The organism is Pasteurella dagmatis (assembly GCF_900186835.1).
GTDB lineage: Bacteria > Pseudomonadota > Gammaproteobacteria > Enterobacterales > Pasteurellaceae > Pasteurella > Pasteurella dagmatis.
Map to the genome: position 1 here is coordinate 832,738 of NZ_LT906448.1, position 15,381 is coordinate 848,118.

The window sequence follows — 15,381 nt, forward strand, 5'->3', positions numbered from 1 at the left end:
ACAAACGCAACACTAGGAAATCCAAAAATTACTCTAAAATAGGGATAATCATATTTCATTTTCTGGGTCATCAAACAACTCTATTATTCATACAAAATGTCTATATGATAAAACGATTTTTGTTTTTTTGATAGCTTAATCTTAAAATTATAATAATAAAAGTGAGCAAATTGCTCACTTTTTGACTTATTTAAAGGTTAAACGTTTTAGCTAATCAACCTCTGCCATAAGGCTTGTATTGCCACCTGCAGCTGTTGTATTTACACTAATTGATTTCTCATAAATAAGCGGAAATACTGATAGAGCTAAAGAAAGATTCTCAACATAAGTTAAAATTTGACCATCCCTTTCGGCATAATTTATTTTCTGCTGTGCTGAAATTGGAGATAAGACAACCATTAATCCAACATTATTAAATTGGCTTAATTCGGTAACATACAAATACTCCACCAAACGACTTTGATATTTAGCCAATTCTGAATCAGGGCTAACGACTGCTCTAGCTCCCGCAGCGCTAATTGCAATAAGTGCTTTCATTTGTGACAATAAATCACCTTCTCCAATTGCAATGTAATTGCGTGGTTCAAAGCGCAAACAGTTGTCCTCACCTGTAATGCCTTTCATATTGAACCTGTGATTAAGCGGTGATTTGTATTCCAATTGACGTAGAATTTCCAATAATTCATCTTGCTGATTCTTATCAAAAATTGACCGCACTTTTGTTGCCAATGCAGATAAATTGACAGGTTTACCTAAAATGAGATGAGAAAGTTTCCATTCTGAGGTATGCATTAGGCGTTGTAAATAGAATGGGCCACCCGCTTTCGGTCCCGTTCCAGACAAGCCTCGACCACCAAATGGCTGAACACCTACAACTGCGCCTACCGTATTTCTGTTGACATACAAGTTACCTGCTTTTACTCCTTCTAACCAATTGTTAATGGTTTCATCAATTCTGCTGTGAATACCACTTGTTAAGCCGAATCCACTTGAGTTAATTTCATCAATGACTTTATGTAAATCTTTTTCTTCGAAACGAATAACGTGTAGAACAGGTCCAAATACTTCTTGTTTTAAGTGATGAATACTATCAATTTCAAATAAAGTTGGTGACACAAAAATACCATTTTTATTTATTTCAGGATCGATAGATACTTGGAATTTATCCTTCGCAATTTTGCTAATTTCATCAATATGTTGCAATAAACGGGCTTGAGCGGTTCTATCAATCACAGGACCAACATCTGTATTCAAAGACTGTGGTTTACCTACTTGTAATTCTGCCATAGCACCTTTCAACATCGTTAACATTGATGAAGCAATATCATTTTGTATATATAATACACGTAGCGCAGAACAACGTTGCCCTGCCGAGTCAAAAGCAGAACTAATTACATCTACCACTACTTGTTCCGCTAAAGCTGAACTATCCACTATCATTGCATTTTGCCCCCCAGTTTCTGCAATGAGTGGAACTAGTTTCTGTTGTTTTGCAAGATTGCGGTTAATACGTCTTGCCGTATCTGTTGAACCAGTAAAAATAACCCCATCTACACGAGGATCTGACACTAATTTTTCACCAACTACTTTGCCTGAACCGCATAAGCATTGTAATACGCCCACTGGTAAGCCAGCTTGTTGGAAGAGTTTCACTGCGAAATGAGCTATTAATGAGGTTTGTTCTGCAGGTTTTGCGATCACCACATTGCCGGTCACTAAGGCAGAAGAAACTTCACCAGTAAAGATTGCTAATGGGAAGTTCCAAGGGCTAATCGCCACTACAATGCCTCTCGGTTTATTTTCAGTACATAGTTTGCGTGCTTCTTGTGCATAATAACGACAAAAATCCACAGCCTCACGAACTTCGGCAATTGCATTATTTAAGGTTTTACCCGCTTCACGCACTGCAAGATCAAATAGCTGTGACATATTTTGTTCCATAAGATCAGCCATTTTCTCTAAAATTTTTGACCGCTCTTCGACTGGCGTTGCAGCCCAATTTTCTTTGTGCGCACTAGCTATCTCAAAAGCTCTTTCAACATCTACTTCTGTGGCGTCAAACACTTCACCCACAAGCATTGTGGTTTCTGCAGGGTTAAAGACTTGTCGCACTTCGCCTTTAGCTTCCGATTTTTCATCTAACAATGGATAGGCAACATAGTGCGTGTTTTGTAAGTGAGAAAGTGCGGTCTGTAATTCGGTTAATTTTAATGCATCTGTCAAATCATAGCCTTTTGAGTTTGCTCGTTCTTCACCAAATAATTTTTGTGGTAAAGGTGTTTTCGGATGCATTGTGCCTGCTGTTTCTTTCGCTTTCACAACAGGATCAATAATCAACGAATCAACAGGAATAGTGTCATCAACAATATGGTTCACAAATGAGCTATTTGCACCATTTTCTAACAAACGGCGGACTAAATAAGCTAAAAGCGTTTTATAAGAGCCAACTGGCGCATAAATACGGCACTGCACGTTTAAATGATCTTTACCCACCACTTGGTCATATAAGGTTTCACCCATTCCGTGTAAACATTGGAATTCAAAATGCTTACCTTTCGCTAAATGGTAAATTGTAGCAAGTGATTGCGCATTATGTGTTGCAAATTGTGGATAAATCACATCTTGTGCACCCAGTAATTTTTTTGCACAAGCGACATAAGAGACGTCAGTATGTACTTTTCGTGTAAAGACTGGATATCCCTCTGCGCCATCTGCTTGAGCACGTTTAACTTCACTGTCCCAATAGGCTCCTTTCACTAAGCGCACCATGATTTTTCGTTGATGTTTACGTGCTTGTTCAATTAAATAGTCAATCGCAAAGAAACAGCGTTTTTGATAAGCCTGAACAACTAAACCCACGCCATTGAAGCCTGCTAATTCTGGTTCAGTTAACAAACGGTCAACTAGATCAAATGAAGTTTCCAGTCTATCAGCTTCTTCTGCATCAATATTTAAACCAATGTCATATTGTTTTGCTAATAAAAAAAGATATTTTACTTTTGGATAAAGTTCATCAATCACGCGTTGATGTTGTGATAAGCTATAACGTGGGTGAATGGCTGATAATTTAATCGATACTCCAGAGGAATTATAAACGCCTTGTCCTTTAGCGCTTTTACCTACAACGTGAATCGAATTAATATAATCTTGATAGTATCGATCTGCATCTTCTTCTGTTAAAGCCGCCTCGCCTAACATATCGTAGCTATAACGGAATCCTTGTTGGAAACGTTTTTCACCATTTTTGATTGCATCTTCAATAGTTTCACCAGTCACAAATTGTTTACCTAATAAACGCATTGCGACCTCTACTCCTTTACGAATTAAAGGTTCTCCACCTTTAGCGATCAATTTAGTTAAACTCGATGACAATTGTTTTTCGCTATGAGTTGAAACCAGCTTACCTGTGAGTAATAACCCCCAAGCGGCTGCATTTACAAACATGGATGGGCTTTGCCCAATATGTGCACGCCAGTTACCTTTTGAAATTTTGTCACGAATTAATTTATCTGCCGTCGCTTTGTCTGGAATACGCAATAATGCCTCTGCTAAGCACATTAACGCCACACCCTCTTCACTTGATAAAGAAAACTCATGCATTAATGCATCTACACCACTGGCGTTTTTACGTGAGCTACGTACATTTTCAACAAGTTTACGAGCAAGTTGTTGGATTTGAGATTGAAGATGGGAATCTATTTCTGCGAAGGAAAACAAATGTTCCATTAATGTGGGTTCATCAATACGATAATTTTTACTTAGTTGTTCTCGCACAGAAACTAATTTAGGTAATAATTGATAACTCATAATTTTGTCTCACAAACTAACGTTAATCGTAGAAAAGCGGTGTAAAACACCGCTCTCAATTATTTCTGAGCTAGATAAGCTTCAGCTGCTTGCTCAAAATTCGATACCACATTTTTTGTCGGAGCAGGAGTGATTAGAGAAACAACCACAATCGCCACACAAGCTAAAATAAAGCCTGGGATCATTTCATAAATGCCACTGTTTGGCACAACATCATTCCAAAATACTACAACCAGTGCACCTGTTAACATACCAGCTAATGCACCTGCTGTATTCATCCGTTTCCAGAATAATGACAAGATAACTACGGGACCAAAAGCACAACCGAAACCAGCCCAAGCGTAAGAAACTAAACCTAATACTTTACTTTTCGGGTCTTGTGCTAAATAAATTGCAATTACAGCAACAACTAATACCATTAAGCGACCCAACCAAACTAATTCTTTTTGGGACGCATTTGGGCGAATCATACCTTTATAAAAGTCTTCTGTAATCGCACTTGAACAAATCAATAATTGGCAACTTAATGTACTCATTACTGCAGCTAAAATCGCAGAAAGTAAAATACCCGCAATCCAAGGGTTAAATAGTAACTTAGCCAACTCAATAAAGACCTGTTCATTATTCGCATTCACTATTCCTGCAACTTGTGGGTTAGAGAAGAAATAAGCTTGGCCAAAGAAACCAATACCTACCGCACCGAATAAGCAGATAATCATCCACATAATACTAATACGGCGTGCATTTACTAAAGAATGCGCATCTTTCGCACTCATAAAGCGTGCTAAAATGTGTGGCTGACCAAAATAACCTAATCCCCAAGCAGATAAACTTAATAAACCAATAAAGCTGGTTCCAGTGAATAAGTCAGTAAAATCACGTCCTGCGGCTTCGCTTGCTTGCATTAATACGCTATGCGTAGCTTCAAACCCACCAAGGTGAATTAATACGAAAATTGGTGTTAAGAATAATGCAAAGACCATTAGTGTTGCTTGAACAGTATCAGTCCAACTCACCGCTAAAAAACCACCAATGAAAGTATAAGCAATTGTGGCTAATGCACCATACCAAAGTGCAGTTTGGTAAGGCACTTCAAACAAGTTTTCAAATAAACGAGCACCTGCAACAACACCTGAAGCACAATAAATCGCAAAGAAAAAGAGAATAATTGTTGCTGAAATAATTTTTAAAATTTTGGAACTATCATTAAAACGATGGTGAAAATACTCAGGAAGTGTAAGTGAGTTTTGGTTAAATTCAGTATAAACACGTAATCGACCCGCAACAAATAACCAGTTTAAATAAGCTCCAATGGTCAAACCAATTGCAATCCATCCCTCTACAAGTCCTGCGGCATAAACAGCACCGGGTAATCCCATTAATAGCCAACCTGACATATCTGATGCACCAGCGGATAAACCTGTTACAAAACTGCCTAAACGACGACCTCCGAGAATATAATCAGACAAGTTTTGTGTATAACGATATGCAATAAAGCCAATAAGTAACATACCAATGATATAAATAGTAAACGTCATTATTGTTGGATTTCCAAACATACAAGTTCTCCTGATGAATAGAGAAAGATAAAAGGCAGAATAAAAATCACACAATATTAACAATTTTACAACAGTGTTTTTTCAAATTTACAACCTAGATCACACTTGAAACCGTTTACACAACGTAGATATAAAAAATATTCCTTCTTATTCTTAGTATTTTTCATTGTGATTTAAAAATTTTTTGACTTCAATCACAGTATTTTTTTAACAATCTTTTAGACTATAAAAACAACCGTTATCAATCGTCGGAGGCGCTATGTGGAAACATATTTCTCAAGTACTAGCAGATCAATTCGGTGCTTATTACTTTATTAAACATAAAGAACAAATTCATACGGGTGAAATGCACAACGCTTGGATTATTGATGATGGCATCCAACCAGTTTTTGTGAAAATGAATGATAAAAAATTTAGATCAATGTTCCGAGCTGAAGCTGATCAGCTCGCCTTATTAGCAAAAACCAATACTATTAAAGTGCCTACTGTATATGGCGTAGGTTGTTCTATTTCAGAAAGCTTTTTATTACTTGAAGCACTCGAAATGGATAAAAGCAACTATACTAAATATATGGCAGAATTTGGTCATAAATTAGCATTACTCCATCAGATTAAAGGTTCTGAAAATTATGGATTCGATTTTGATACTTGGCTCGGCCCTGAATATCAACCTAATGAATGGAAAACTAATTGGGCAACCTTCTTCAGTGAACAGCGTATCGGCTGGCAGTTGCAGTTATGTAAAGAAAAAGAGCTCGATTTTGGTGATATCGATTTAATCGTAAATAAAGTTGCTAGTTTATTAGCTAAACATAAACCAGCACCTTCTCTCTTACACGGTAACTTATGGATCGAGAACTGCGCAACTGTAAAAGGTGAAATTGTGACTTATGATCCGGCTTGCTATTGGGGAGATAGAGAATGCGATTTAGCTTTCACAGAATTATTTGAACCATTTCCAAAAGAATTCTATGAAAATTATGACCGCACTTATCCAATTGATGAGGCGTATCTTGATAGAAAACCAGTTTATCAGCTTTATTATTTACTTAACTTTAGCCACCGCTTCCATAAACATTATGTAGCACTAACAAAAACCTATATTGAGAAAATATTGTCACTATAACAAACATTAAATTAAAAAAGAAAGGGGCTTACAGTTAAGCCCCTTTTATATTAGATTATTTCACTAAATTATTTTTGATATAATGGTGCTGGACCTGTTTTACCTGCACCACCGTTTGTACCTGTATCAAGTTGTTTTAATACAGTGCCTGATGCCGTAATTTCTACGCGACGGTTAGGACGTAAACAGTCTTTTAATTGTTTACCGAATGGGTATTCTTCACAAGCTTTAACTTGCTGAGCCTTACCATAACCTACAGCATTAATATTTGCATTCACACCTTGTTCGATTAAACGTGCTTTAACACGGTTCGCACGACGTTGAGAAAGATCTAAGTTGTATGCTGCTGAACCTAAGCGGTCTGTGAAACCAGCAACTTTTACTTCTTTTGCTCCAGATGATTTTAATTGAGTTGCTACACTATCAACAACCTCTTTACCTTTTGCTGTTAAGGCATCTTTATCGAAATCAAATAAGAAGTCACCACTTAAGCTGAATGACGAGTTACCATTACAACCATTTGGATACCAAAAGAAGTTTTGTGCGTTCATATTTTTATCAAATAAAACTTTGTATTGACAAATTTTATGTATGCCATTTTCACGGTAGTTAAATGCGTAATCCCATTCACGGACACCATATAAACCTTCAGAGAAGTGTGGACGGCCTAATAGATTATAAAGTTGGTCTTTGTTCATACCACGTTCAACCATACGAACATTATCCCAGTTTGGCCAAGAACCAAATTCGCTTCCGCTATGGTTGAATACTGCCTCATCAATTTTAGGCCAAACTAAATTATCCGATGTACCTTCATCTGTAACTTTACTTAAATTTCCACAAGCTACTAATGTAGTTGCAGCAACTGCTGTTAATAATAAACGTGATAATTTCATATGTTTTACCTTCGTTACCTTTGTTGTTAAAATTTGTTATTCCAAAGAATCGCAAGCTATACTTTAAAAGATTATTATCGTCTTATTTTTTATACTTACTTTAATAAACTACAAAGTAAGCAACCTCAAAACTCTTTTAAAATTAGAAGTTATATAGTAAAGGCGATTGAATATAAAGTAAATCACTAAATTCCTGCTTTTACCAAATTACCCCTAGGTTTTAGTCAAGTTATGTAAAGATAATTCAATCAGAGTAACTGTCTGTTATTTCGACTTAACCAGCGCAATAATACACCATCTACACTTTCTTCTGCTTGCATACCAATTTTTTGAATAAGAGATTTTTTAGTTTGATATTTGAGTGATACCACTTTCTTCGTCTTAATCGCATCAAGGATAAGATCATCACTTGTCGCAATTTCATCTACTAAATTAAGTTCTAATGCTTGTTGACCAAACCAATGTTCACCCGTAGCTATTTTATTAACATCTAAGTGCGGTCGATTTTGTGCTACGAATTGTTTAAATAAATCGTGAGTTTCTTCCAATTCTTGTTGGAATTTTTGTTTGCCTTTTTCTGTATTTTCACCTAATAATGTCACTGTACGTTTATATTCGCCAGCTGTCATCACATCTACATCCACATCATGTTTTTTCAATAGACGGTGAATATTTGGAATTTGAGCTACTACACCTACAGATCCTAAAATAGCAAACGGCGCGGCCACAATTTTATCAGCCACACAGGCCATCATATAACCACCACTTGCAGCCACCTTATCTACTGCAATAGTTAATTTAATATTATGTTTTTTCAAACGTGCTAATTGAGAGGCTGCTAATCCATATCCATGTACCACTCCTCCAGGACTTTCTAAACGTAACAACACTTCATCTTCTGGTTGTGCCACACCAATAATCGCACTAATTTCTTCACGAAGTGCTGTCGTTTCTGATGCAGAAATATCGCCTTTAAAATTTAAAACATATAAATGAGGTTTACGCTCATTAATGAACTCCCCTCTTTTACGTTTTTCTTTTTCAACTTTTATCTTTTCTTTTTCGGCTTTTTTCTCTGCCTTTTCAACATCTTTTAAATCGTCTTCGCTTAGATGAAAATTACGTAATTTTTGTGTATTGTCTTCATATTCTGTAGACAAATCCGTAATACTCAATTCACCTGATGTTTTTTTCTTATGTTGTTTTAAAGTAAAAATCATCAATATAATACCCAATATAACTAATAAAATAGTTAGTATTTCTAAAATAAAAATGCCATAACCAACCGCAATTTCAGACCACATAATATTCCCTCTACAGAGTAGCAATAAGCTTGTTATAATAATGCATTTACTTTAAAGTTAAAGTGCAATTTAAGACTTATTTTTTACTTTAAGTTGATAATTTTTTTCCAATTATACTATTGATTATGAAATAATAAAATTTATAATAACTCCGACTCCACAACAACATAGCAAAAGGATTTTTCAATGCAAAATATTTTAGTTTTAAAATCAAGTATTTTAGATACAAACTCACAAAGTAATCTCTTATCTAATTATTTAACTTCTAAATTATCTAATAAAAACATTGTTGAGCGTGATCTAGCTACTAATGTTCTACCTCATTTTGATAGCGTGACAGCTAACGCATTACGAGGCGAAGCAAAAAATGAAGAAGAGAAAGCACTATTAGCACTATCTGATACATTAGTAGAGGAATTAAAAAATAGTGATTTAGTAGTGATTAATGCACCAATGTATAACTTTAACATTCCAACACAATTGAAAAGTTATTTTGACTTCATTGCTCGCCCTCGCGTAACATTCCAATATACAGAGAATGGTCCTGAAGGTTTAATTAAAGGTAAAAAAGCACTTGTTATCTTAACCTCAGGTGGTATTCACCAGGGTTCAGCAACAGATCTAGTTGCAGCTTATATGAAAATCATGTTAGGTTTCATTGGTATTACAGATGTTGAATTTGTTTATGCTGAAGGTTTAGGAATGGGTGGCGATGCTGTTGAAAAAGCACAAACTCAGGCAAAAGCACAAATCGACCAATTTTTAACACGTTGTTAATTCACTTCTAAAGAATTAAAGGATAAAGGACAATTTCTAATGACCTTTATCCTTTTTTATTGCTCCCAATTCAAATAATTAATTCTCTTATCTCTCATTTTTGAATCTTTTTCTTGACTTGATTAAAATGAACTAGTTTAATAGTTCATGTTTTAATTTATATGTATGAGAAGTAAAATTTATGCAAACAGAATTTATTATCACAAAAGTAACAAATGTTGCTTACTATCAAGATCCAACGTTAATTTTCCAAAATCTCTGCCACAATCAAAGCAATACCCTATTACTTGAGTCCGCAGAAATTAGTAGTAAAAACAGCTTGAAAAGTTTATTACTGATTAGTGCCGCAGTAAAAATTACTTGTGAACAACAAGTACTACGATTTGTTGCGCTCAATCCTAATGGGATTCCTGTGTTATCTGCAATAAAAACAAGGCTAGAAGATCAAGTTATTATACACAAAGATGAACCGACACTTTTATCCATTCAATTCCCAAAATTAAATCCTAACCTTGATGAAGACAGTAAATTACAAGAATTAACAGTACTTGATGGATTACGCACAATCACTACTCTCTATAAAGAAAGTTCAATACCAGTTTTCCTTGGTGGATTATTTTCTTATGATTTAGTTGCTAATTTCATTCCAATGGAAAATATTACATTGCAAGATGATGGAATAACCTGCCCTGATTATTGTTTTTATTTAGCAGAACAGTTATTGGTGATCGATCATCAATTGAAACAATCCGAATTACAAAGTTTCTGTTTCAACCCAAATCAACAACTAGCAGTTGAACAAAATGCGATAGACATTTCGACAACATTAAAACAAATAAAACCTCATTTTTTACCAGTACAACCAGCATCAACTGACGTTAACGTGAATTTAGATGACAATGCATTTAAAGGCATTATTCAAGATTTAAAACAACATATTTACCAAGGCGATGTATTTCAAATTGTTCCTTCCCGCCGTTTTTCATTAATTTGTAAAAATAGTTTAGCGACTTATCAACAATTGAAAAAAAATAATCCCAGTCCATATATGTTTTTTATGCAAGATGATGAATTTACCTTATTTGGTGCATCGCCTGAAAGTGCATTAAAGTACAACCAATACACACGCCAACTGGAGATTTATCCAATTGCAGGCTCAAGACCACGTGGATTTGATCATAACGGCAAGATTGATCCGGAATTAGATGCTCGTCTTGAGCTGGAGTTACGTTTAGATAAAAAAGAACTGGCTGAACATTTAATGTTAGTGGATTTAGCCCGTAATGATGTTGCAAGAGTCTGTGAAAGTGGTACACGTCAAGTGGCAGATTTAATGCAAGTTGACCGCTATTCTCATATTATGCATTTAGTTTCCCGAGTAGTGGGTAAATTGCGCCCAGAATTTGATGCATTACACGCTTACCAAGCTTGTATGAATATGGGTACATTAACTGGAGCCCCCAAAATTAAAGCAATGCAATTAATCTATCAATTTGAGCGACAAAAACGCCATAGCTATGGTGGTGCTGTAGGCTATCTTTCTTCTAATGGTGATATGGATACTTGTATTGTGATCCGCTCTGCTTTTGTACAAAACAATATTGCTTATATTCAAGCAGGTTGTGGTGAAGTATTAGATTCCGATCCTCAAATGGAGGCAGATGAAACACGTCACAAAGCTCAAGCTGTAATTAATGCTATTATCCAAACAAATCAGCAAGCAAACGAACAAGCTACTTTAGCCAAATAATAACAAGGATATTTTATGGCTCATATTTTATTTTTAGATAATTTTGACTCTTTCACTTATAACTTAGTAGATGAATTTCGTAGTCTGGGGCACCAAGTCAGCATTTATCGCAACGATTGCGATCTAGATTTTTTAGAACACGCTGCCTTAATTCAACCGAATACCATTTTGGCCCTGTCTCCGGGACCCGGTAATCCGCAACAGGCAGGAAATATGCTCCCATTAATTCAACGTTTAAAAGAAAAAGTACCAATCATTGGAATTTGTTTAGGACACCAAGCTTTAATTGAAGCATTCGGAGGCAAAGTGATTCATGCAGGTGAAGTGCTGCATGGCAAAGTATCTTATATTCACCATGATGAACAAGCGATGTTTACACAACTAACCAATCCCATGCCCGTGGCTCGTTATCATTCTCTGATGGGCAGTAATTTGCCTGAAGAACTGATTGTTAACGCATATTATGGTGAAATAATTATGGCAATACGCCACCGAACATTACCTATTTGTGCTTTTCAATTTCACCCTGAAAGCATTTTAACTGTACAAGGTTCTCAACTATTAGCACAATCCATAGATTGGTTACTCTCCTAAAAAACACTCAAAAATGACCGCACTTTTGTTACGCTGTATTCTTAAAATGGCGGTCATAATTATCTGTTCATAAAGCTTAATGATTAAAAATTAACATGTACCCTATAATTAGTGTTGAAAACCTTAGAAAAAGGAACAAGAAAGATCCCAATTGTTTTTTAGGTTTGTTATCCTTTATTCAAATTTAATACTATCTATTTTATTCAATCAGATAAAATAATCCCACATATTCAAAAATTCCACTTGACACAAAATAAATACACTAGTTTAATAGTGCAAGATAAAAATTAAAGGAAGGAATACCTAAAGGATATATTATGCAAGTGGAACAATTACTTCACTATTTATTTGAAAAACAAGCTCTTAACCAACAACAAACCGAAGTTCTTTTTACTGCAATAATACGTGGTCAACTCTCTAATGAACAACTGACTGGCGCATTAATTGCACTCAAATTGCGAGGAGAAACCGTTGAAGAAATCAGCGGTGCTGTCACCGCATTACAAGCCGATGCTGAAGCATTTCCTATTCCAGACTACCCTTTTGCAGATATTGTTGGAACAGGTGGTGATGGGGCAAATACTATTAATATATCAACCGCATCTGCTATTATTGGTGCGACTTCGGGTCTGAAAATTGCAAAGCATGGCAACCGCAGTGTGTCGAGTTTGACAGGATCCAGTGATTTACTTACCGCACTTGGGGTTGATGTGGCAATGCCTGCTCAAAAATCACGACAAGCTCTAGATGAAATTGGGCTTTGTTTTTTATTTGCACAACAATATCACTTAGGATTTAAACACGCATTGCCGGTACGCCAAGCACTGAAAACACGCACCATTTTTAATATTCTAGGCCCTTTAATTAATCCTGCTAAACCGAAACGCCAATTGTTGGGTGTTTATTCACCAGATTTAATCCAGCCTTATGCAGAAACCGTTGCTCGTTTAAATCATCAACATACGATTATTGTGCATGGCGCTGGCTTAGATGAAGTTGCACTACACGGTAAAACAGAAGTAGCGGAAGTTTACGATGGAAAAATTGAACGTTACACCCTTTCACCGCAAGATTTCGGTTTCCAGACTCAATCACTTGATTGCTTAAGAGGTGGAAATCCTACTGAAAATGCCAAAATAATCACCGCACTTTTACAAGGTAAGGGGCAAATGGCACACAATCAAGCGGTGGCAATCAATACCGCAATGCTAATGAAATTATTTGGGCAAGAACATATTGCGCAAAATGCTGAACAAGCGTTGGATATTATCGCAAGTGGTAAGGGATTTACTACACTTGAAAAACTCGCTTCATATTAATCAAGGATATAGAATGCAATACACTATACAACAAAATACGCCGACAGTTTTACAAAAAATTGTCCAAGATAAAATTCAATGGATTGCCTCAAAGCAAATGGATTTGCCTCTTGAACAACTGAAACAAGATGTGGAAAAAACTGACCGCTCTTTTTACCAAGCGATCTTAACATCTGAAAAACATAAACCTGTTTATATTTTAGAGTGTAAAAAAGCCTCCCCTTCGAAAGGCTTAATTAGAGAAAATTTTGACATTAAAGAAATTGCTGGAGTGTATAAAAATTATGCTACTGTAATTTCTGTACTTACAGATGAACAATATTTTCAGGGAGACTTTGCTTATATTCAGCAAGTACGAGAAATTGCACCACAACCAGTGTTATGTAAAGACTTCATTGTATCTGAATACCAAGTTTATTTAGCTCGCTATTCCCACGCTGATGCAATTTTATTAATGTTATCAGTGATTGATGACAATACTTACCGCAAACTTGCAAATTTAGCACACCAATTAGGAATGGGCATTTTAACCGAAACAAGTAACGAAGCTGAATTTGAACGTGCATTAGCACTCAACGCAAAAGTGATTGGAGTTAATAATCGTAATTTGCACGATCTAAGTATTGATCTCAACTGTGTTGTTAAATTAAGTTCTAAATATGCAGATAAAATCCCAGAAAATTGCAAAATTATCAGCGAATCAGGTATTTATAATCATCAGCAAATTAGGCATCTAAACCAAGTAGCCGATGGCTTTTTAATTGGCAGTAGTTTGATGAGTGAGCCAGACTTAAATAATGCTATCCGTGCACTGATCTTTGGAGAAAATAAAGTATGTGGTTTAACCCGTGAGCAAGATGTGATTGAAGTGTATCAACAAGGTGCTCTTTATGGTGGATTAATTTTTGCTGAGAAATCTAAACGCTGTTTGAGCTTACGCCAAGCACAAGAACTTGTGACAAAAGCACCATTACGATTTGTTGGCGTATTTCAAAATCAACCTGTTGATTTTATTTGCAAAATATCAAATCAATTACAGCTCTATGCAGTTCAGTTACACGGAGATGAAACTGATGAATTTATTACCACACTTCGCTCAAAACTCTCTCCAGAATGCCAGATTTGGAGAGCTATTTCAGTGGATATAACACAAAAAAGAGCGGTAGAAATTAGTGAAAACCCACTTGTATCACGCTATATTTTCGACTCAAAAACAGTAAATCAGCAAGGCGGTACGGGCAAATCTTTTGACTGGTCACTAATTCCTGAAAAACTAAAATCCAAAATTTTATTAGCTGGTGGTATTAACCCTGATAATATTGAGCAAGCATTAGCACAAAAATGTTTAGGCGTAGATCTAAATTCAGGTGTAGAGCACTATATAGGGATGAAAGATGCACAAAAAATTGCTACTATTTTTAAGTATATTTTGCATTAATAGAACAAGCAATTAAAAAATAGGAGTGAAAATGAACAAAATAGCATTAGTCACTGGCGCAACAGCAGGTTTTGGTAGCGCGATTTGTCGCACACTAGTCAATAATGGCTATCACGTAATTGGTACAGGGCGTCGTATAGAACGCCTAGATACATTAGCTAAAGAATTAGGTAGTGCTTTTTTCCCACTCTCATTCGATGTATCTGATCGTGCACAAACTGAAAATGCATTACAGCAATTGCCTGAAAAATGGCAAAACATTGATGTGTTAGTCAATAATGCTGGTTTAGCATTAGGCTTAGAAAGCGCAGATAAAGCCAGTTTAGATGACTGGGAGAAAATGATTGATACCAACATTAAAGGCTTAGTGAATATCACACGTTTGTTATTGCCACAAATGGTCAAACGTAATATCGGACATATTATCAATATGGGATCAATTGCCGGAACTTATCCATACCCTGGCGGCAATATTTACGGTGCAAGTAAGGCATTTATTAAACAATTCAGCTTGAATTTACGCTCAGATTTAGCGGGCACAGCCATTCGTGTAACCAATATTGAACCTGGTCTATGTGGTGGTACTGAATTTTCTAATGTCCGCTTTAAAGGTGATAAGGAACGGGTTGCAAAATTATATGAAAATGTCGATTTTATTACACCAGAAGATATTGCCAATATTGTTTTATGGGCAAATCAACAGCCACCACACGTCAACATTAACCGTATTGAAGTAATGCCTGTAGCTCAAAGCAGTGCTGCACTTAATGTGGTAAGAAAAGCTTAAAAATTGCTTAAGGGAGTGCAAAAC

Annotated in this window: 11 protein-coding genes; 7 read left to right on the forward strand and 4 right to left on the reverse strand. The window is 35.8% G+C overall.

Annotation, left to right across the window (positions count from 1 at the left end; translation table 11 throughout):
• Positions 1-210: 210 nt before the first annotated feature.
• Positions 211-3,807, reverse strand: a complete 3,597-nt coding sequence (gene putA / locus CKV78_RS03850; protein ID WP_005762182.1) for a bifunctional proline dehydrogenase/L-glutamate gamma-semialdehyde dehydrogenase PutA — start codon at positions 3,805-3,807, stop codon at positions 211-213.
• A 59-nt stretch (positions 3,808-3,866) separates the two neighbouring features.
• Complete coding sequence (gene putP / locus CKV78_RS03855; protein WP_005762184.1) at positions 3,867-5,366, reverse strand: sodium/proline symporter PutP; 1,500 nt, start codon at positions 5,364-5,366, stop codon at positions 3,867-3,869.
• Positions 5,367-5,625: 259 nt separating this feature from the next.
• On the opposite strand from putP, the gene CKV78_RS03860 reads away from it, so the two are divergent.
• A complete protein-coding gene (locus CKV78_RS03860; protein ID WP_005762186.1) occupies positions 5,626-6,492 on the forward strand; it encodes a fructosamine kinase family protein in 867 nt (288 codons plus the stop codon).
• A 68-nt stretch (positions 6,493-6,560) separates the two neighbouring features.
• Here CKV78_RS03860 and CKV78_RS03865 read toward each other — a convergent pair whose 3' ends face one another.
• A complete protein-coding gene (locus CKV78_RS03865) occupies positions 6,561-7,388 on the reverse strand; it encodes an OmpA family protein (protein WP_005762188.1) in 828 nt (275 codons plus the stop codon).
• Between the two features lie 248 nt (positions 7,389-7,636).
• Positions 7,637-8,692, reverse strand: a complete 1,056-nt coding sequence (gene sohB, locus CKV78_RS03870) for a protease SohB (protein WP_005762189.1) — start codon at positions 8,690-8,692, stop codon at positions 7,637-7,639.
• Between the two features lie 186 nt (positions 8,693-8,878).
• On the opposite strand from sohB, the gene CKV78_RS03875 reads away from it, so the two are divergent.
• From CKV78_RS03875 to CKV78_RS03900, 6 genes are all read left to right on the forward strand, one after another.
• Positions 8,879-9,469: an FMN-dependent NADH-azoreductase gene (locus CKV78_RS03875; RefSeq protein ID WP_005762190.1), complete on the forward strand. Its 591-nt coding sequence runs from the start codon at positions 8,879-8,881 to the stop codon at positions 9,467-9,469.
• A 181-nt stretch (positions 9,470-9,650) separates the two neighbouring features.
• Positions 9,651-11,219 (forward strand): anthranilate synthase component I, encoded by a 1,569-nt coding sequence (trpE, locus tag CKV78_RS03880; protein WP_005762191.1) that lies wholly within the window; start codon positions 9,651-9,653, stop codon positions 11,217-11,219.
• 15 nt (positions 11,220-11,234) lie between these two features.
• Positions 11,235-11,813, forward strand: a complete 579-nt coding sequence (locus CKV78_RS03885) for an aminodeoxychorismate/anthranilate synthase component II (protein WP_005762192.1) — start codon at positions 11,235-11,237, stop codon at positions 11,811-11,813.
• A gap of 317 nt (positions 11,814-12,130) precedes the next feature.
• The gene (gene trpD / locus CKV78_RS03890) at positions 12,131-13,132 is read left to right on the forward strand and encodes an anthranilate phosphoribosyltransferase (protein WP_005762194.1); all 1,002 of its coding nucleotides are present in this window, start codon (positions 12,131-12,133) and stop codon (positions 13,130-13,132) included.
• Positions 13,133-13,145: 13 nt separating this feature from the next.
• The gene (gene trpCF, locus CKV78_RS03895; RefSeq protein ID WP_005762195.1) at positions 13,146-14,570 is read left to right on the forward strand and encodes a bifunctional indole-3-glycerol-phosphate synthase TrpC/phosphoribosylanthranilate isomerase TrpF; all 1,425 of its coding nucleotides are present in this window, start codon (positions 13,146-13,148) and stop codon (positions 14,568-14,570) included.
• Positions 14,571-14,601: 31 nt separating this feature from the next.
• On the forward strand, positions 14,602-15,357 hold the full coding sequence (locus CKV78_RS03900) for an SDR family oxidoreductase (protein ID WP_005762196.1): 756 nt from the start codon (positions 14,602-14,604) through the stop codon (positions 15,355-15,357).
• The last annotated feature ends 24 nt before the right edge of the window (positions 15,358-15,381 follow it).